This is a genomic window from Actinacidiphila acididurans (assembly GCF_016918855.1).
GTDB lineage: Bacteria > Actinomycetota > Actinomycetes > Streptomycetales > Streptomycetaceae > Actinacidiphila > Actinacidiphila acididurans.
The window spans coordinates 23,724-43,363 of record NZ_JADKYB010000039.1 but is presented as its reverse complement, the minus strand read 5'-3'; the positions used below and the strand labels follow the sequence as shown (position 1 = coordinate 43,363).

The following is a 19,640-nucleotide window of genomic DNA, read 5'->3' as shown; positions in this document are numbered from 1 at the left end:
GTAACCGGTCGACCCGGCCGAAACCTTCGCAACCTCCTCACACAGCGCAGTCGGAGGCGTACGCTGTGGGGCCATCGGACGCTTGTCCGTACGGTACGGCCGGCGATGGGGCGCACGGCCGCCGGGTCAGGGGGGTCACGATGCCGCCGCACCGTACGGGTGCGCTGTTGGAGCGCGACGGCGAACTCGCCGCCGTGGACGGCGCGCTGGACGAGCTGGCCACGGGTACCGGTGGGCTGATCGCGTTCGCCGCGCCCGCGGGACTGGGGAAGACGACACTGCTGGCCGAGGTACGGCGGCGCGCGGCCGCACGGGGCTGCACCGTGCTGTCGGCCCGGGGCGGCGACCAGGAGCAGCAGGTCGCCTTCCATGTGGCCCGCCAACTGCTCCAACCCCGGCTGGCCGGCCTGACCGACGCCGAACTGCGCGGCACGCTCGGCGCCTGGTACGGCATCGTCGGCCCGGCGCTCGGCGTGTGCACCGCCGACGGCCCGCCGCCGGACCCGCAGGGCCTGCGCGACGGCCTGGACTGGGTGCTCACCCACCTCGCCGTCAACCGCGCGCCCGTCGTCCTGGTGCTCGACGACGCCCACTGGGCCGATCCCCAGTCGCTCGACTGGCTGGCCGCCTTCGCGCCGCGCGCCGACGACCTCGCGCTTCTGCTGGTGGTCGCCTACCGGCCGGACGAACTCCCGGCCGGCGCGCGGGCGTTCCACGGCCTGTCCGGCCGGGCCGGGCACCGCCCGCTGGGCCTGGAACCGCTGACCGCCGAGGCGGTCGGCCGGCTGGTGCGGGCGTCGCTGGGCCAGCACGCCGACGAGGAGTTCTGCCGCGAGTGCTGGGCCGTTACGGCCGGTAACCCTTTCGAGGCCGTCGAGCTGACCGCCAAGATCCGCGACCGCGGTTTGCGCCCCCATGGGCACAGCGCCCCGCTGCTGCGCGACCTGGCCGCCGCGGTCAAGGGCCCCGGCCTGATCTCGCGGCTGGAGCGGCTCGGCCCGTCCGCGACCCGGCTCGCCTGGGCCGTCGCCGTTCTCGGCGCCGAGGCCCGGCCCACGCTGGCCGCCGCCGTGGCCGGCCTCGGCCCGGAACAGGCCGCCGACTGCGCGGCCCGGCTGCGCGAGGCCCGGATCCTCGCCACCGAGCGGGCTGAGCGTTCCGAGCGGTCGGAGCGGCCCGAATGGTCCGAGCGTTCCGAGCGGTCGGAGCGTTCCGAGCGGTCCGAGAGGCCCGAGCGGTCGGAGTCGCCCGAGCGTTCCGAACGGCCCCAGCGGACCGGCCGGTTCGAGCGGATGGGCCGGCTGGGGCGGCCGGGGTCGCGGCCCGAGCGCGGCGGTCCCACCGAACCCCTGGAGTTCGTCCACCCGCTGATCGCGACCGCGGTCTACCGCGCCATCCCCGACGCCGTACGGGTCGCCCTGCACGGCCAGGCCGCCTGGACCGTGATGGACGCCGGGCTCGGCGCGCGGGCCGCCGCCCGCCACCTGCTGGAGACCCACCCGGAGGGCGACCCCTGGGTGGTCGAGCAGCTTCGGGCCGCCGCCGGGGAGATGCAGCGGGCCGGCGCCGCGGAGGCGGCCCGCGCCCATCTGGCCCGGGCCCTGCGCGAACCGCCGCTGCCCGAGCAGCGCGCCGCCGTCCTCTACGAACTGGGCTGCGCCTCGCAGTTGCTGGAGCCGTCCACCACCGTCAACCACCTGCGGGCCGCGCTGGCCGAGCCGATCGACGACCCGGCACTGCGCGACGGCATCGTCTTCCGGCTGTCCCAGTGCCTGGCGCACACCGACCGGATCAGCGAGGCCGCCGAAGTGGTCGGCGAGGCGGCGCGCACCGCGACCAGTGCCCGTACCCGGCTGCGGATGCAGGCCGAGCAGTTCATGTGGGACGCCTTCCGCTCCGACGAACCCGACTCGCCCAGCCGCTCCCGCCGGCTGACCCGGCTGGCCGACCGGCTCACCGGCCGCGACCTGACCGAGCGGTACATCATCGGACTGCGCGCCTGGGACGCGGTGCTGCGCGGCGAACCCGCCTCCGTCGCGCTGAAGCACGCCGGCCGAGCGCTGACCGGCGGCCTGCCCTGGGCGGACGAGGACCGCGGCTTCGAGGTGCCGGTCCTGGTCGCCATGGCGTACGTCTACGCCGACCGGCCCGAGCGCGCCGAGGAACTGTTCGCCACCGGTATCGCCGACTTCGAGCAGCAGGGCTGGCGCGGCGCCCACCTGTCCTTCGGCTACCTGCTGCTCGGCCACCTGCGCTACCGCAGCGGGCGGCTCGCCGAGGCCGAGAAGCTGGCCCGGCAGGGCGTGCGGCTGGCCGACCGGGTCGGCCGCGGCACCCCCGCGCAGTGGTACTCGGTGGCCGTGCTGATCCAGATCCTGGTGGCCCGCGGCCGTATCGAGGAGGCGACGGCGCTCGCCGCCGAGTACGCCTTCGGCGCGCCGTTCCCGGCCGCGGTCACCTTCCCCGACGCGCAGGCCGTGTACGGCGAGCTGCTGCTGGCCCGCGGCCGGCACCGGGACGCGGCGGCGGAACTGGCGGCCGTCGGGCGCCGGCTGGACCCGCGCGGCATGCGCAACCCCGCCTGGTGCCCCTGGCAGCTCCACCTGGCGCTGGCCGAGGCGCCGGACGCCCCGGGCAGGGCCCGGGCCCTCGCCGAGGATGCGCTCGCGCGCGCCCGCCAGTTCGGCGCGCCCTCCACCGTCGGCATGGCGCTGCGGGTCACCGCCGAGGTGACCGGCGGCCCGCAGGCGCTGCCCCTGCTGGAGGAGGCGGTCACCCGCCTGGAGAACTCGCCCGCGACCCATGAGCTGGCCCGCGCCCTGATCGCCCACGGCGCCGCGCTGCGGGCGGCCGGCGCGCACTCCGCGGCGGCCCGGCGGCTGCTGCGGGGCCTGGAGGGAGCGCGGGACAGCGGCGCCGACGGGCTGGCCGAGCTGGCCCGAGCGGAGCTGGCCCTGCTGCCCCGGGCAGGACTGCCGGAGCGCACCCCGCAGGCAGCCGCTCCCGGGTCCCCGTGACGTCACGCTGCCCGTACGATGGCGGCATGGCCTTCCTCCGCCGGCGCACCCCGGCCACGCCCACCGGTCCGGACTTCGATGTCCTCGCCATGGACCCGGGGGACTGGCCCGGCGACCTGGGCGCCGGGCTGCTGCCCGGGCCCGACGGAAGCTGCCAGGGCATCTACCTGCGCTACGACCTGTTCGGCGGGCGTGGCCCGGCGATGCTGATCGGGAACCTGCCCGAGGGGTCGCCGGCCCGGGAGCTGGAGGAGGGCCAGGTGCCCTTCGAGGTGGCGCAACTGCTGGCCGCGCTCGGCAACGACGAGCCCGCCGAGGTCACCGGCGTCGAGGACACCCCGGTGATGCACGGCGACAGCCTGCTCATCGTGCGCCGCGTCAAGATCTCCGAGTCGCGCGTCGCCTGCGCCCAGTTCGACCGCAGCGACGGCGTCCAGGTCACCATCGCCACCTGGGACCGGCCGATCACCGACGACCTGTACCAGCTGCTCAAGCCGCTGCCCGCGGAGATGTTCCGGGCCGGCTGAGTCCGCGGCACGCTCGCGACGTACGAACGACGTACGAAAGCCGCACGAACGACGTACGAAAGGCGCCGCCGGACCGGATCCGGCGGCGCCTTCTCGCGTACGAGCGGTCTGAACCGTCAGTGCGACGCGCCCACCGGCGACAGCCGCAGGTCCACGTCGTCCGCCCGGACCCACTCGACCCGGTGGCCGAGCTGGACCTCGTAGTAGAGCTGCTTGCCGCGCACTACGGTGTGGCTGGTCGAGGGGTCGTACGTCACGGCGTAGTAGTACTCGCCGTGCACCGCGCCGCCGACCACGTACCGCTGCCCGGCGAGCACCTGGTACGGCATGGCGTACAGGCCCTGCACCGGCACGCCGGCCGGGTAGGCGGACGCCTCGGGGTAGGCGCGGCCGTACACCGGGATGCTCGCCAGCCCCGGCTTCGGGGTGGCGACCAGGGCGAGCGCGTTGACGGCGGTGGGCGCCGCGGCCGGGTTCCAGAACCAGGCCTCCTGGCCCAGGTACCAGATCGCCGTCCAGTCGCCCTGCCGGTCCGCGACCGCGAACTGCTGGCCGGTCGAGGCCCGCGCGCCCACGTCGTTGACGTCGGTGGTGCTGGCGCCGGTCGCCCCGTGCAGGCCGATGTCCTTCACCAGCGGCGCGTCGAAGCTGGGCGCCGTGTACAGCCGCACCGCGTCCGAGCCGTGCGCCGGGCAGGGGGTACCGGCCTTGACGCAGCCGGTGTACAGCGGCTGGTTGGTCTCGTACTGCGGGTCGATGGTCACCGCGCCGCCCCAGGGGCCCGCGGTGGGGTGCACCGGCGCGCCCAGCAGCTCCATGTAGTGGCCCCAGTCCCAGTACGGGCCCGGGTCGGTGTGCATGCCGCTGATGTACGAGGCGGTCGGGCCGGGCACGTTGTCGTGGCCCAGGATGTGCTGGCGGTCCAGCGGGATGTCGTACTTGGCGGCCAGGTAGCGCACCAGCCGGGCCGACGAGCGGTACATCGCCTCGGTGTACCAGGTGCCCGGGTCGACCAGGAAGCCCTCGTGCTCGATGCCGATCGACTTGGCGTTGACGTACCAGTTGCCCGCGTGCCAGCCGACGTTCTTGGTCAGCACGTGCTGGGCGACATGGCCGTCGGAGGAGCGCACGGTGTAGTGCCACGCCAGGTACGTGGGGTCCTGGACGAGCTGCATCGCCGTGTCCCAGTAGCCCTCGGTGTCGTGGATGACGATCGTGTCGATCTTCTCGTCCACCGGCCGGTTCGCCAGGTCGTAGTTGCCGTAGTCGCCGCCGCCCAGGTCCTGGTACGGCGCCGGCACCCACTCGCAGCCCAGGCCCGGCGGGCACTCGGTGCCCGCGTCGTTGGTCTTGCGCAGCCCGATCCTGGCGCTCTGGCCGGCGGCCGGCTTCAGCCCGGGGTCGGCGGCCAGTGTGACCTGCTCGCCGGTGTCGGTGAGCCGGCTCTGCCCGCCGGCCAGGACGTCGAAGACGTCGTCGGCGAAGGAGGCCGCGGTCTGCGCGTCGTCGGCGCCGGAGTACCGGGCCACCGCCGCGTACCAGTCGGCGGGGTCGGAGCCGAGCGGCTCGCCGAGCCCGCGCTGGGCGTCGGCCAGCAGCGCCGCGCCGCCGGCCACATTGGCCGCGGGGTCCTCGCGCAGGGCCTGGTCGGACAGGCCGGTGAGCGTGGCGGCCTTGTCCACGGTCGTCAGGTTCGCCGGCAGCGCGGCGACATCGGGGGCCTGCGCGGTGGTCCGGGTGATCAGCGGGCGGGAGTCGTCGCCGCGCCCGTCGTCGCCGCCGTCGCCCATGGCCTGCTGGGGGAAGTCCGCCAGCGCGGTACGGGCGTCGGTCAGGTGCATCGGACCGTAGCCGCCGGTGACGCTCGGCAGGCCCTGGTGGGTGTCCCAGCGGGACTCCATGTACGACACGGCCAGCAGCACGCTGCGCGGCACCTGGTAATGCGCGGCGGCGTCGGCGAAGGCCTGCTGCAACGGGCCGGCCTGCGGCGCGGCCGGTTCGGCCGCGTGCGCGGTGCCGAGGACCGGCAGCAGGGCCGCCGCGGCCGTGGCGGCGGTCAGCGTACGCAGCGTGCGCCGGCCGCGGGGTCTGTCGGACGGGGGAGCGGTTCCTTGCACAGCCACCTCCATGGATGCCGGTTCATTGGCATCACACAGGTATCGGCTGGCGAACCGCCCGTCAACTATCCGTATACGACGTCGTCTTCGCACGTCAGTGCCGGTGTGGCCGCCTCGTGCGGTACTTTCGGCGGCCTTGGCGCGCCGACCTGGTGCGCATCAGTGGTGTGGACCAATGGGGCGGGTGGGGCGCTCCGTATCGGAGCCGTGACAGTCCCGCCCGTAGGCCGCACGGGGGTCGCGCAAGGCACCGCGGGAGATCCCGCGGAGAGTGGGGGGATGACGCCGGGGTCAGCGGGTGCCGACCGCGGCCCGTACCGCGCGGCGGGCCATGCCGCAGTCGTCGTGCAGCCGGCGCAGCAGCAGCCGCTGCTCCTCGCCGGCCTCGACCGCGCCCGGCGTCACCGGTCCTGGGCCCTGCATGGTGCGCTGCACGGCCGTCTCGTAGGTGCGGATCTCCCGGGTGAGCACCAGCATCAGGTTCACCAGGAAGGCGTCACGGGCGTCGGGGCCGGCCGCCTGCGCCTGCTGGCTGATCTGCCGCCGGGCCGCCGGGTCGTCGCCCAGCACCGACCACAGCACCGCCAGGTCGTAGCCGGGCAGATACCAGCCGGCGTGCTCCCAGTCGACCAGGGACGGCCCGGCCGGGGACAGCAGCACGTTCGACAGCAGCGCGTCGCCGTGGCAGAACTGGCCCTGGGTGTGCGCCAGTCCGTGCAGCAGCTTGTGCAGGTCGCCCTGGTCCCGGTCGGTGAGCAGGCCGAGCTCGTGGTAACGGCTGATCCGGGCCGGGTAGTCCACGGGCGCGTCGAACGATCCGGCCGGCGGGCGCCACAGGTTGATCCGGGAGTACGCGGACAGGGCCGCCCGCACGTCGCCGCGGGTCGGCTGCTGGGACGGGTGCCGCTGCGGGGAGACCATCCGGCCGGGCATCCGCTCCAGCACCAGGACGCAGCTGTCCGGGTCGGCCGCGATCAGCCGCGGTACCCGGACCGGGGGCCGGTGCCGGACGAAGGTGCGATAGGCGGCTATCTCCTGGCGGAAACGTTCCGCCCCCGTGGGTGAGTGGTCCAGCAGGCATTTCGCGACCGCCGGGGCCCGCCCGGAGGTCCCGATCAGCAGCGCGGTCCGCCCGCCGCGGCGCAGCAGTTGCACGGGGGCGAACTCGGGGCAGATCCGTTGCACCGCGGCGACGGCGGTGCGGATCTGGCCCCCTTGCGGGCCGGTCAAGTCGAGTCTCCCGCTGAGCGGATGGGATGTGCCGGCCATGCCGCGCCGCACGGCCGGTGGCCGTGGTCGCAGCGCCGGCTCCGCCACCGGCCGGACGGGCCGGGCCGGGACGGACACGGAGGTGGATGCCGAGTACATGATGAAGAAGCAGATCCCTTCGCGCGCCGACGACTTCGGGGACGCCGCCCCGGCCCGCCGGCGCACCCTGGGGAATGCGGCGACGGAGCGGGGTGGCGCGTTCCTACCTGACACCCGGGCGCGGGTGGCAGACCATCTGGCGGACCCTGGCGAACCCTGGCGAATAGTCGCGGGGCGATTGTCGGGGGGATTACTGTCAACGCAGCCGAGGAACCTGGGGGCTTGACGTGGGCAACGCAGCCAACACCCGACTCGCGGATCTGTTCGGCCTCACCGGGTGGTCCAAAGGCGAACTCGCACGGCTGGTCAACCGGCAGGCGGCGGCCATGGGTCATCCCCAGCTCGCCACCGACACCTCGCGGGTACGCCGCTGGATCGACACCGGGGAGACGCCGCGCGACCCCGTGCCGAAGGTGCTGGCGGCGCTGTTCACCGAGCGTCTCGGCCGTGTCGTGACCATCGAGGATCTCGGGTTCGACCGGCGCCGGCAAACGGGGAACAAACCGACCGGAGACGGCCTGCCGTGGCCGCCGGAGCGAACCGCCGCGGTCCTCACCGAATTCACGGGAATGGACCTCATGCTGAACCGACGCGGTCTGGTGGGCGCGGGCGCCGCGCTCGCCTCCGGCTCCGTACTCAGTTCCGCCATGTACGACTGGTTGCACTCCGACCCGGCGCTGGCCGCCGACGCCCCGGTGCTCGACGACCCGCTGCACGCCGACCCCGCCGCCTACGACGCCTACGAGGCGGCGCCGGTCGGCTCCCAGGAGATCGAGTCCCTGGAGCACTCGGTGGAGGTGTTCCGGCGCTGGGACGCCTCGCGCGGGGGCGGCCTGCAGCGCAAGGCAGTGGTCGGCCAGCTCAACGAGGTGGGCGGCATGCTCTCCTACCGGCATCCGCCGCACCTGCAGCGCCGGCTGTGGGGCGTGGCGGCCAACCTCGCGGTGCTCGCCGGCTGGATGTCCCACGACGTGGGCCTGGAGCCCACCGCGCAGAAGTACTTCGTGATCGCCGCGCACGCCGCCCGGGAGAGCGGCGACCGGCCGCGGGCCGGCGAGGCGCTGTCCCGGGCCGCCCGCCAGATGGTGCACCTGGGCCGGCCCGACGACGCGCTGGACCTGATGAAGCTGGCCCGGTCCGGCGCGGGCGAGGAGGCCCTGCCGCGCACCCGGGCCATGCTGCTGACCATCGAGGCGTGGGCACAGGCGGCCATGGGCCAGGGCCAGCAGATGCGGCGCACCCTGGGCCAGGCCGAGGACCTGTTCGCCGCCGATTCCGGCGACGTGCCGGCGCCGAGCTGGATGCAGAACTTCGACGCGGCCGACCTGCACGGCATGAACGCGCTGGCCCACCGCACCCTGGCCGACCACGACCCGGCGGCCGCGGTGCAGGCGCAGTACCACGCGAAACAGGCGATCGACCTGCGCACCGGCGGCCACGAACGGTCGATGATCTTCGACTACCTGTCGCTGGCCTCGGCCTGCTTCATCGCCGGTGACCCCGACCAGGCCGACCGCTACGCCCGGATGGCGCTGCTGTCCATTGGCCAGACCTCCTCGCACCGCACCTGGGACCGGCTGCGCGAGATGTACCGGCTCACCGGCCGCTACTCCGACCAGGGCACGGTACGGGACCTGCGGCGCGAGATCGAGACCGCGCTGCCCAGGCCCGGCCGCAAGGGGACCGGGCGGGGCGGCACCGCCGGGCGGATGAACGTATGACCCGAGCACGCACCGGAGCGGTGCGGTCAACAGAACAGGTGCGGTCGACGGAACCGGTGCGGTCAATGGAAGGAGATTCCGGGGCGGCATCCCGGTACGGCCCGTACGGTGCCGGCGCGCTCAGCCGATCCTGGCGATCAGCACGCAGGCGTCGTCCTCGCGCTCGGGGGTGCTGAACTCCTCGGCGAGCATCCGTAGGCACTCCTGCGCGGACCTGGCGGCCGTGAACCGCGCGGCCATCGCCAGCAGCCGGTTCGTCCCGGCGTCGGCGTCCGCTGTGCTGCGGCGCGGCACCAGCCCGTCGGTGTGCAGCACCAGCAGGTCGCCGGTGGCCAGTTGCTCGCTGGCCTGACCGTACCGGGCGCCGGAGGTCGCCCCGAGCAGCACGCCGTCCGGCGGGTTCAGCACGCGCCCCGCTCCGTCGCGGAACAGCAGCGGAGCGGGGTGCCCGGCCTGCGCCCAGTGCAGCGTCCTGGTGTCCGGCTCGTACCGGCAGCACAGGGCGCTGCCCAGCGCGGGCTGCGGGGAGGTGTCCAGCAGGTCGTTCAGCCGGCCCATCAGCGGGCCCGGCTGCAGGCCCGCCACGGCCATCCCGCGCAGCGCGCCTATCAGCATCGCCATCCCGGAGGTGGCCGCCACTCCGTGCCCGGTCAGGTCGCCGACGGTCAGCAGCGAGGAGCCGTCCGGCAATTGCAGCGCGTCGTACCAGTCGCCGCCGATCAGCGCGCTGGTGCCGGACGGCAGGTAATGCGCTGCCAGGTCCATGGTGGTGGGCCCTCCGTCCTGCGGGAACCGCAGGCTGCCGCGCCACGGGGGAAGCACGGCCTCCTGCAGTTCGACCGCCAGCCGGCGCTCGGTCTGCGCGATGTGCCACTGGCGCTCCAGGGAGTCACGGGTCTCCCGAAGCGTCCGCTGGCTGCGGCGCAGATCACTGACGTCGCGCAGCACGGCCCACAAGGACTCCGTGCCGCCGTCGGCGCCCAGCACCGGCTCGCCCACCATGTGCACCGTGCGCACCGATCCGTCCGCGCGCACGATGCGGAACTCACCGTCGATCGGCCGGCCGTCCACCAGGGCGGCGGTCACCATCTCGGTGAGCAGATGCTGATCCTCGGAGAACAGCCACGAGGGCAGCTCGTCCAGGGTCAGCGGGTCGTCCTCCGGGTCCCGGCCGAAGATCCGGTACAGCTCGTCCGACCAGACCACCGCGTCGGTGAGCAGAACCCACTCGGCGCTGCCCGCCCGGCCCAGCGCGCCCACGGCCGCCGCGTCCGGGACCCCGCGGCGCGCGGCCGGTTCCACCACCGGCTCGCCGGCGGCCGGGGTCTCCGGCTCGAAGCCGTCCCTGAGCTGGCCCAGGTGCGTGCCGAGGTCGTCGAGCTGGTGCACCGCCAGGTCGCACAGCGCGCGCTGCCAGCGCACCTGCGGGTCCTCGAGCGCGGTCGCGCTGTCCCGCAGCACCGCGTCGACCCGGGTGCGCAGTTGACGTGCCTGAGTGATCAGCGCATCCACGGCACCGGGATCCGGTGGCTGTGCCGCGGAGTGATCCGCGTGCGTGGGCGACGGCATGACGCACTCCGAACGTGTCTGCTGGCAGGCGCCCTTGGGGCGGAGCGGGGCGACCGGTAACGACTGTTGCACAGGGAGCGACGACCCGTAAGGGTTTCGGCGATACCCGATCCGGTGGTGCTGGCGGCATATGCCGAACGTCCAGCACATTTCCGGCCACCAGCGGCGGGGGCCGCGGAACCGCGGTCAATGACGGCCCTCAGCACTCACCCGGACAGCCGTCACTCTCCCGTGGCGCTCCCGGACCGGCCGGTGCGCCACGGCCCGGTGTACGCCCCGTCCCGGGGCCCGCTTCCGCCGCGCCCCGAAGCGACATCCAGTACCGCGAATCGGTAGGCTTCCGCCGCCCGTCCCCACGCAAACCTGCCCCCCGCCAGGTGTGAATCGCCCGGTCGCCGGTAAGGATGCCGGGCATCGGCAGCGGAAATCCCGTTGCCATGGAATCCCCCGCACCGGATGCTGACCTCATGTTCGACCCAGACATAGCGCCCAGCGGCACCCTTCTCGGCCTCCTCCAGAGAGGACGCGGGGACGGGCCGCTGCACGCCCTGGCGGCGCCGAGGGCCGAGGCCCTCGCCGCCCTGGAGCAGTGCGTGCTGCGCGACCCCCGCCTCGACTGGCGGGTCGAATCGCGCTCCTTGTACTACGCACGGCTCTACTCCGACCTGGAGGGCCCGCTCGACGGGATCGAACAGCATCTTTTCCACCCCGACGACCTGATCGTCCCGGACGAGCACCGCTGCGGGCTGGCGCTCTCCGTGCTCGGCCATCTGGCCGGATACGGCCGCCGCGACGCGCTGCGTCTGCTGCGCCGCTATGCCGCGACCGGCGGCTGCTGGGAATGGGCACTGGACGAGCTCGCGCTGCGTGACGACGAGGCGGGACTGCGTTCCCTGGGCCCCGCGGTCGTGGCCCGCTTCCCCGAGAGCCCCGAGGGCGACGCGGCCCTGGCCGCCGCGGTGCGCGAGGCGTACGAGCCGCGCCCCTGGCAGCTGTGGGCCGAGGACGCCGCGCATCCCGCCACCGCCGGCCGGGTCCGCAAGGCCACCGAGCAGGTCTCCTTCGACCGCTGGCAACGCCAGTTGCGGACCGCGGGGCCCACCCCGGGCTGGAGCGTGGCCGCCGTCCTGGACTGGGCCGAACAGGGCCTGACCGAGTGCCCCCCGGTGGAGCGCGACCAGGCCGCCGCCCGCTGCCTGCACGCGGTCGCCGGACCCGAGGACCGCCCCGCGCTGCTGGCCGCCGCCCGCCGCGGACCCTCCGCCGCCCGCGCCGCCGCCCTGCGCCACCTCGCCGACCGCCTCGACCCGGACCGCCTCGACCTCATCGAGGCCGCCGCCGAGAGCCCTGAGGAACGGGTGGCCCGCGCCGCCGTGGAATCGCTCGAACGGCTACGGGACGACCAGGCCCTGGACCGGGCCCGCCGCTGGGCGGTACGCACCGATCCGCTCGGCGCCGCCGCGGCCCGCCTGCTGGCCCGGCACGGCGACCCGGACGACGGCGACCTGGTACTGGCCGCGCTGCGCCGCACCGTGCAGGGCGGCGGCGCCGACGCCGAAGGACTCGACGCCCTGGTCGAGGGCGTCGGCCGGCTCGGCGAGTGCCGCGCCGCCCCCGTACTGCGCCACCTGTACCGGGAGACCGCCTCCTCGCAGTTGCGCGGCACCGCCGCCCGCGCCCTGGCCGGCGCCGACCCCGGCTTCCCGGCCGGCTTCGCCGTGGAGTGCCTGTGGGACTGCGAGGAGAGCACCAGGGAACTGGCCGCGCGCACCGCCGCCTCCGGGGACGTACGGGTGCTGACGCAATTGCGCCGGCTGGCCGCCGACCCCGCCGAAGAGGCCGAGGTGCAGACCGCCGTACGCGGCCGGCTCAGCTCCGGCGGCTCCGCCAGGTGATGTCCGGGTGACCGCCGGGACCCGCCCGGCGGCACAGCGTCGCACATGACGACGCCCAGGTGGGCTCGCGTGTCCCAACGCTCATGGGGCGTTCCCCTCCGGGTAAGATCCACGTGGCCCTGACAACGTCCAGCCCGGCGACAACCACCGTATGCGTGTCGCCATCGTCACCGAGTCCTTCCCACCCGACATCAACGGGGTGGCCCACTGTGCCCTGCGCACGGCCGAGCACCTTGTCCAGCGTGGTCACGAACCGCTCGTCGTGGCCCCGGCCGGACCCCAGCCGCCCGACCCCGGACAGGACCCCTGCCCGGTCGTCCGGGTCCCGTCCCTCCCGCTCCCCGGCTACCCGCAGGTGCGGGTGGCGCTGCCCGGCCGCCGCACCGCCGCGGCCATCGCCGCCCACCGCGCCGACCTGGTCCACCTGGCCAGCCCCTTCGTACTCGGGGTCCGCGGCCTGGCCGCCGCGACCCGGCTGCGCATCCCGGCCGTCGCGGTCTACCAGACCGACCTGGCCGGATACGCCAAGACCTACCTGAACGCCGGGGAGTCCGCCGCCTGGCGCCGGATCCGCGCCGTCCACACCGCCGCGGCGCGCACCCTGGCCCCCTCCAGCGCCTCCATGACCGCCCTGGAGGACCAGGGCATCCCGCGGGTCCACCTGTGGCCGCGCGGCGTGGACTCCGAGCGCTTCCACCCGCGCCACCGCGACCACGCGCTGCGCCGGGAACTGGCCCCGCGCGGCGAGCTCATCGTCGGCTACGTCGGCCGGCTCGCCCCGGAGAAGCACGTCGAACTGCTCGCCGAGACCTGTGCCCTGCCCGGTGTGCGCGTGGTGATCGTCGGCGACGGCCCCAGCGCCCCCGCGCTGCGCGCCGCCCTGCCCGGCGCGGTCTTCCTCGGCCGCCGCACCGGCGCCGACCTGGCCCGGATCTACGCGTCGCTGGACGTGTTCTGCCACACCGGCCCGTTCGAGACGTTCTGCCAGACCGTCCAGGAGGCCATGTCCAGCGGCCTGCCGGTGATCGCCCCCGCGGCCGGCGGCCCGCTCGACCTGGTCGACCACGGCCGCACCGGACTGCTGGTCCCGCCCGGCGACCCCGCCGCGGTGCGCGCCGCCGTGCGCCTGCTGCACGCCGACCCGCGGCTGCGGGTCCGCTACGGCAGCCAGGCCCGGCCGGCCGTCGCCGACCGCACCTGGGAGGCCGTCGGCGACCAACTGCTCGACCACTACGCCCAGGTGCTCGGCGAGCGCCAGGAGGCCGCGGCATGACCAGCACCGCCGTCCCCTTCGAGCGCGCCCCCCGCAGCGGCCTGCGGATCGTCCGCGTCGCCAACTTCGTCACCCCCACCTCCGGCGGCCTGCGCACCGCCCTGCGCCACCTGGGCGAGGGGTACGCGGCGGCCGGCCACGAACCGGTGCTGATCGTGCCGGGGCCCGAGGCAGGCGACGAACGGACCCCGCAGGGCCGGGTCATCACCGTGCCAGGACCGGAGATCCCCGGCACCGGCGGCTACCGGGTGCTGGCCCGCCGGGCACCCGTCGAGGCCGCGCTGAACGCCCTGGCCCCCGACCGGCTCGAGGTCTCCGACCGCACCACCCTGCGGTGGACGGGGGAGTGGGCCCGGCGCCACCGGGTGCCGTCCGTCATGGTCTCCCACGAGAGCGCCGACGGCGTCCTGGGCACCTGGGGCGTGCCGTCCGGCGCCGCCCGCCGCCTGGCCGACGCCCTCAACCGCCGTACCGCCCACGCCTACACCAAGGTGGTGTGCACCACCGCGTGGGCCGAGGCCGAGTTCGCCCGCATCGGCGCCCGCAATGTGGTGCGCGCCCCGCTCGGCGTCGACCTGGACACCTGGCGGCCGGACTTCCGGAGCGCGGAGGTACGGGCCCGCTGCGACCTCGGCGCGCCGGTCCTGCTCGCCCTGTGTTCCCGGCTGTCCCCGGAGAAGCGCCCGTACACCGCTCTGGACGCACTGGCCGAACTGCGCGCCTGCGGAGTCGACGCGGCACTGGTGGTGGCCGGCGACGGACCGCTGCGGCCCCGGCTGGTCCAGCACGCCAAGGACGCCCGGCTGCCCGTCGCCTTCCTCGGCCACGTCGCCTCCCGCGCCGAGCTGGCCGGGGTGCTCGCCAGCGCCGACGTGGCCCTGGCCCCCGGACCGGTCGAGACCTTCGGCCTGGCCGCGCTGGAGGCCATGGCCTGCGGCACCCCGGTGGTCGCCAGCAGCCGCTCCGCCCTGCCGGCCATCATCGGGCCGGCCGGCGCTGCGGCGACCACGCCCGCCGAGTTCGCCGAAGCCGTACGGCGGCTGCTCGACGTCCCCGAGGAGCAGCGGCGCGCCCGGGCCCGGGCCCGCGCCGAGCGCTACACCTGGCCGGCGGCCGTGACCGCCTTCCTGACCGCCCACGACGCCGCGATCCCGGCCGGACTCGTCACCGATCGGATCCCGTCATGAACGAGGAGACCCGCCGGGTACGGTTCGCCGTGCTCGGCGACTCGCTCAGCGAGGGCCTCGGCGACCCGCGGCCCGGCGGCGGCTGGCGCGGCTGGGGGGTGCTGCTCGCCGAGAGCGTCGTCGCCGACCCGCGGGACGCCGATGTGCTCAACACCGCGTCCAGCGGCGCCCGTTCCTACGACGTGTCCGGGCCGCAGCTCGACGCCGCCCTGCGGCACCGCCCGCACCTGGCCTCGGTACTGGTCGGCGGCAACGACACCCTGCGCGGCGGCTTCGACATCGCCGCCGTCGCGCGCGACCTGCACCGCACCATGGGGGAACTGCGCGCGGCCGGCACCGAGGTGCTGACCGCGTGCCTGCCCGACGCCGGCACGGTGCTGCGGCTGCCCTGGCCGCTGTCCCGCCCGCTGGCCCGGCGGATGCGGGCGGTCAACGACACCGTGCACGCCCTGTCCGCCCACCACGGCGCGATCCACCTGCACGCCGCCGACATGCCCTGGTCCAGCCGTCCCGGGGCGCTGAGCGCCGACCGCCTGCACCCCAGCGAGATCGGCCACCGCATGCTCGCCCGCGACTTCCACGCCCTGCTGGCCGCGCGCGGCCTGACCACCGGGCCCGCGCCCCGGCTCGACCCCGACGGACCCGCGCCCGGCACCGCCGCCTCCGTGCTGTGGATGGCCACCCGCGGCACCAAATGGGTGCTGGACCGCTGCACCGACCTGCTGCCCGACCTGCTGCGGCTGGCCGCCGAGGAGTACCGGCACGAGGCCCGGGGCACCGCGCCCCTGCTGGACTTCGCCGCCCACGAGGCCACCGCCAACGCCCTGGACGTCCTCGGTCTCACCGCCCCGCCGCCGGTGATCTACATCAAACGGGTCGGCCGCAGCAGCACGAACCGGATGCGGGTGCCCGGCGGCGACTGGGCCGCGGCGGGCAGCGAACCCTCCGGCACTACCCCGATCACCGGATAGCCGCCCGTGGTCGGATGATCGGCGAGGAACACCACCGGACGGCCGTCCGGCGGCACCTGCACGGCGCCCAGCACCATGCCCTCACTGGGCAGTTCACCGTCCCGGGCCCGGTCCAGCGCCGGGCCCAGCGTGCGCAGCCCGATCCGGTTGGAGTCCGGCGAGACCGTCCAGCGGCCCGTCACCAGGGTGCGCAGCGCCTGCGGGGTGAACCAGTCGTCCCGCGGCCCGGGCGCGAGCGGCAGCACCAGTTCCCGTACCGGACCGGGATACGGCACCGCGTCCGCCGCCCGGCTCGGCCCGTGCCGCGGCCCCACCGGCAACCGCGCGCCCTCCCGCAGCGGTTCGGGGCCCAGGCCCGAGAGCAGGTCGGTGCTGCGGCTGCCCAGCACTCGCGGGACCGCCACCCCGCCCGCCACCGCCACATAGCTGCGCAGGCCGCCGCCCGAGGGCGCGCCCACGTCCAGCACCGACCCGGCCGGCACCAGCACCGGCGCCCCCCACGCAGCCGGCCGCCCGCCCACCCGTACCGGGCAGGGCGCGCCGGTCACCGCGACCACCACCGGCCGTGAGGGGCGCAACGCGCAGCCGCTGATCGTGGTCTCCAGCCCGGCCGCGTCCGCCGCATTGCCCACCAGCCGGTTGGCCAGCCGCAGCGCCGGCGGGTCCAGCGCGCCCGAGCGCGGCACGCCCAGGTGCGCGTGACCGGGCCGGCCCAGGTCCTGCACGGTGGTCAGCGCGCCGGCCCGCACCACCGTCAGGACCGGCTCTACCAGGGGCGTTTCGGGGGCCGCGGTCATGACGCCGCCGTGAACCGCACACCGGCGCCCGGCGTCAGCAGCGCCGCGGGCTCCCGCGCCGGATCCCACAGCGACGCCTGCGTGGTGCCGACGAGTTGCCAGCCGCCCGGCGACGCCCGCGGGTACACCCCCGCGTAGGGCCCGGCCAGCGCCACCGCGCCGGCCGGCACACTGGTGCGCGGCGAGGACCGGCGCGGCACCCGCAACTGCCGCGGCAACCCGGTCAGATAGCCGAAGCCGGGAGCGAACCCGCAGAAGGCGACCCGGAACGCGGTGCCGGTCACGATGCCCGCGACCTCGTCCTCGGCCACCCCCCACACGGCCGCCACCTCCGCCAGGTCCGGCCCGTCGAACCGCACCGGCACCTCCACCACCGCGCCGCCGTCCCGCGGCACCGGCGGTATCCGCCAGGACCGCACCTGCGCGGCAAAGGCCCGCGGATCGGCCAGCCCGCACACCAGCACGGTGCGCGCCGCCGGCACGATCTCGGTGACCTCCGCGAACTCCCCCAGTGCCCGCCGCCGCAGCAACTCCGCGTGCAGCGCCTCGGCCGCGTCGCCGTCCTCGGCCTCCACCAGCACGCCGTCCGCCCCCGCGGGCAGCACCCGTACGGTCATACGAACGCCTCCACCCGCATCCCGGCGGCCGCCAACTCCCGCCGCACCCGCGCCGCCAGCAGCGCAGCGCCCGGGGTGTCCCCGTGCACGCACAGCGAACGCGCCGCGACCTTCACCTGCTCCCCGCCGTCCGCGGTCACCACCCCGTCCCGGGCGATCCCCACCGACCGGGCCACCACCTCGTCCGGAGCCTCGATCACCGCGCCCGGCCGGCCGCGCGGCACCAGGGTGCCCGCCGCGGTGTACGCCCGGTCCGCGAACGCCTCGCCCACCGTGCGCAGTCCGGCCCCCTCGGCCGCCGCCAGCAGCATCGAGCCCGGCAGCCCCAGCACCGGCAGCCGGCCCGCCAGCGCCACGCCCGCCACCACCGCCTCGGCCTGCTCGGCGTCGTGCACCGCCCGGTTGTACAGCGCGCCGTGCGGCTTGACGTACGCCACCGAGCCGCCCGCCGCCCGGGCGAACACCTCCAGCGCGCCGATCTGGTACGCCACTTCGGCCGCCAGTTCCTCGGCCGGGACGTCCATCGCCCGGCGGCCGAAGCCCGCCAGGTCCCGGTACGAGACCTGCGCGCCGATCCGCACCCCGCGCCGCACCGCCGCCTCGCACACCCGCCGCATGGTCACCGGATCGCCCGCGTGGAAGCCGCACGCCACATTCGCGCTGGTCACCACGTCCAGCAGCGCCTCGTCGTCGGTGAGCCGCCAGCGGCCGAACCCCTCGCCGAGGTCGGCGTTGAGATCGACGACCGCGTCCGTCATGATGATCCCCCCGGGGTCCGGTGGCAGCGCCCTGCGCGTCGTACCGGGAGAGCGGGCGCTCCCCCTGGGCACCGATCATGGCATCCCCCACCGACAACGGGCGTCCGCCACATGCCGGTCCGCGCCGTTTCGGCCGATGTCGCAGGCACCGCCTAGTGTGTGGGGTGTGACCCAGACCGTCCCGTACACGCTGCCGGACGCCGTGCGGCCCGCTCCCGGGCCGGCGGCCGACGAGGGCCTGGCCCGCCGGCTCAAGGCCCTGGCCTGCACCGCGCCGCTGCACGACCTCGACGCGCGCAAGGCCAACCTGGCCGGCGAGTACTCGGTGTACGCCATGGCCGAGATCGCGCTCGCCGCGATCGACCTGGTCACCCTCCACATGGACTTCGACACCGGCGCCGACCACGACCAGATAGTGACCCGCCTGCTGCCCCGGGTCGCCGCCCAGGCGCCCGCCAGGACCGTGACCGAACACGAGCGGGTGGCCCGCTGGGTGCTGGAGAACCTGATCAACGTCGGCAGCGCCGACCGCGGATTCCGCGCGGTCTACGGCACGTTCGGCGCCGACGGCCACTATGTGCGCCGGGACTACGACTTCAAGCTGATCGAGGAGGTGCCCGGCCCCGGCGGGGGCGTCTACCTGCGCACCACCGACGAAGCGGTCAACGTCCTGGTCGGCGCCCTCGACACCGACGTCACCAGCGCCCAGATCGCCGCCGAGGTCAAGCTGGAGGTGCTGATCAGCCGCGGCCGGCTCGCCGACGCCCAACTGGCCGCCGAACAGGCCCGCTACCGCACGGTGCAGTACGCGGAGACGCTGCGCCGCACCCTGGAGGCCACCCGGCGCAATGTCCGCGCGGTGGACTGGCTGCGCCGGGTGCCGGACATGATCGCCGAGGCCCTGGACCACGTCGCCGACCGCTACCGGCACGAGAACGCGATCCTCACCAACATCCGCAAGGCGCGCGACGAGGCGGAGGACCCCGAGCACAAGCGCCGCGCCGCCGAACTCGTCGACATCGTCAAGGACTGCATCCGGCGGCACACCCAGCTCCAGTCCCGGCTGCTGGAGGCCGGCCCGCTCTTCCGCGCCGAGCAGGACCGGCAGGCGTTCGCCGCCCCGCCCGCCCGGGCCGGCCTCGACCTGTACGGGCAGCTCGTCGCGCCCCTGCTGCCGCTGCCCGTCGAGCAGGCGACCCGGGTCACCGACGTGTACTTCGCCCGCGGCGCGGGCCTGCGCACCCCGGCGGCCGTCCGCGTCGCCGACCTGGTCGAGCTGCTGCTGACCCCGCCCGCCGAACGCGACCACCTGGGCGCCGAGATGCCCGAACCCGACCTGGTCGCCACCCCGGACGACTCCCGCTTCTCCGACGAGCAGCTGGAAGCCGCCCTGGCCCTGCTCGACCTGCCCGCCGACGCCCCCCGCCGGCTGTCCGGCCTGCTCGCCGAGGCCCGCCGGCGCCACCCCGCCGACGGCGACCTGCCCTACCTGATCGCCCTGCTCGCCGTCCACGCCGCCTCCCCGCCGGTCGGCACCGCCCACCGCCAGGGCGAACCCACCCTGCTCTTCGCCGTGGACGACGGCGCCGAACTGGACGACCCGGAATTCGGCGGCGCCGACCTGATCGTCGGCACGGCCCGGATCGCCGCGGGGGCGCCGCAGTGACCCCGGCCGCCGGGACCACCCGGCGCGGTCTGTCCGCCGGGGCGCCGGGCGTACGGCGAGGGCAGCGGCGTACCGCGGAGGTACGGCGTGCGTTTCCGCGACCGGCCCAAGCGCGGCGCGGCGCGCACGGCATGAGCACCACGAGGACCACCAGGAC

Annotated in this window: 14 protein-coding genes; 8 read left to right on the top strand and 6 right to left on the bottom strand. The window is 75.4% G+C overall.

Annotated elements, in window-relative coordinates:
- The first annotated feature begins 140 nt into the window (after positions 1–140).
- The gene (locus ITX44_RS41960) at positions 141–3,017 is read left to right on the top strand and encodes an ATP-binding protein (RefSeq protein ID WP_236062464.1); all 2,877 of its coding nucleotides are present in this window, start codon (positions 141–143) and stop codon (positions 3,015–3,017) included.
- A 26-nt stretch (positions 3,018–3,043) separates the two neighbouring features.
- Complete coding sequence (locus ITX44_RS39350; RefSeq protein ID WP_205364658.1) at positions 3,044–3,544, top strand: hypothetical protein; 501 nt, start codon at positions 3,044–3,046, stop codon at positions 3,542–3,544.
- Between the two features lie 116 nt (positions 3,545–3,660).
- On the opposite strand, the gene ITX44_RS39345 is transcribed toward ITX44_RS39350, so the two are convergent.
- On the bottom strand, positions 3,661–5,673 hold the full coding sequence (locus ITX44_RS39345) for an N-acetylmuramoyl-L-alanine amidase (RefSeq protein ID WP_205364656.1): 2,013 nt from the start codon (positions 5,671–5,673) through the stop codon (positions 3,661–3,663).
- Positions 5,674–5,952: 279 nt separating this feature from the next.
- On the bottom strand, positions 5,953–7,029 hold the full coding sequence (locus ITX44_RS39340) for an aminoglycoside phosphotransferase family protein (RefSeq protein WP_205364655.1): 1,077 nt from the start codon (positions 7,027–7,029) through the stop codon (positions 5,953–5,955).
- Positions 7,030–7,256: 227 nt separating this feature from the next.
- Between ITX44_RS39340 and ITX44_RS39335 the strand changes: the two genes are divergently transcribed.
- Positions 7,257–8,750 (top strand): DNA-binding protein NsdB, encoded by a 1,494-nt coding sequence (locus ITX44_RS39335; protein ID WP_205364653.1) that lies wholly within the window; start codon positions 7,257–7,259, stop codon positions 8,748–8,750.
- A gap of 120 nt (positions 8,751–8,870) precedes the next feature.
- On the opposite strand, the gene ITX44_RS39330 is transcribed toward ITX44_RS39335, so the two are convergent.
- A complete protein-coding gene (locus ITX44_RS39330; RefSeq protein ID WP_205364651.1) occupies positions 8,871–10,319 on the bottom strand; it encodes a PP2C family protein-serine/threonine phosphatase in 1,449 nt (482 codons plus the stop codon).
- 467 nt (positions 10,320–10,786) lie between these two features.
- Here ITX44_RS39330 and ITX44_RS39325 point away from each other — a divergent pair, with 467 nt between their 5' ends.
- The 4 genes from ITX44_RS39325 to ITX44_RS39310 all read left to right on the top strand — a co-directional run bounded on the left by ITX44_RS39325 (position 10,787) and on the right by ITX44_RS39310 (position 15,645).
- Complete coding sequence (locus ITX44_RS39325) at positions 10,787–12,214, top strand: HEAT repeat domain-containing protein (protein ID WP_205364649.1); 1,428 nt, start codon at positions 10,787–10,789, stop codon at positions 12,212–12,214.
- A 151-nt stretch (positions 12,215–12,365) separates the two neighbouring features.
- Positions 12,366–13,487 carry a glycosyltransferase family 4 protein gene (locus ITX44_RS39320; RefSeq protein WP_205364647.1) on the top strand — a complete coding sequence of 374 codons (1,122 nt, stop codon included), beginning with the start codon at positions 12,366–12,368 and terminating at the stop codon, positions 13,485–13,487.
- The gene (locus ITX44_RS39315; protein WP_205364645.1) at positions 13,484–14,674 is read left to right on the top strand and encodes a glycosyltransferase; all 1,191 of its coding nucleotides are present in this window, start codon (positions 13,484–13,486) and stop codon (positions 14,672–14,674) included. Before ITX44_RS39320 ends, ITX44_RS39315 begins: the two co-directional genes overlap by 4 nt.
- Complete coding sequence (locus ITX44_RS39310) at positions 14,671–15,645, top strand: SGNH/GDSL hydrolase family protein (RefSeq protein WP_205364644.1); 975 nt, start codon at positions 14,671–14,673, stop codon at positions 15,643–15,645. Before ITX44_RS39315 ends, ITX44_RS39310 begins: the two co-directional genes overlap by 4 nt.
- Here the strand turns inward: ITX44_RS39310 and ITX44_RS39305 are convergent.
- The 3 genes from ITX44_RS39305 to ITX44_RS39295 are packed head-to-tail and all read right to left on the bottom strand — an operon-like array spanning position 15,537 to position 17,817.
- A complete protein-coding gene (locus ITX44_RS39305) occupies positions 15,537–16,442 on the bottom strand; it encodes a 5-oxoprolinase subunit C family protein (protein WP_205364642.1) in 906 nt (301 codons plus the stop codon). The two genes, ITX44_RS39310 and ITX44_RS39305, sit on opposite strands and share 109 nt — an antisense overlap.
- Complete coding sequence (locus ITX44_RS39300; RefSeq protein ID WP_205364640.1) at positions 16,439–17,059, bottom strand: 5-oxoprolinase subunit B family protein; 621 nt, start codon at positions 17,057–17,059, stop codon at positions 16,439–16,441. The genes ITX44_RS39305 and ITX44_RS39300 overlap by 4 nt, the downstream gene beginning before the upstream one ends.
- Positions 17,056–17,817, bottom strand: a complete 762-nt coding sequence (locus tag ITX44_RS39295; RefSeq protein WP_205364638.1) for a LamB/YcsF family protein — start codon at positions 17,815–17,817, stop codon at positions 17,056–17,058. Before ITX44_RS39295 ends, ITX44_RS39300 begins: the two co-directional genes overlap by 4 nt.
- A gap of 136 nt (positions 17,818–17,953) precedes the next feature.
- On the opposite strand from ITX44_RS39295, the gene ITX44_RS39290 reads away from it, so the two are divergent.
- A complete protein-coding gene (locus ITX44_RS39290) occupies positions 17,954–19,483 on the top strand; it encodes a hypothetical protein (protein WP_236062463.1) in 1,530 nt (509 codons plus the stop codon).
- Positions 19,484–19,640: the final 157 nt, after the last annotated feature.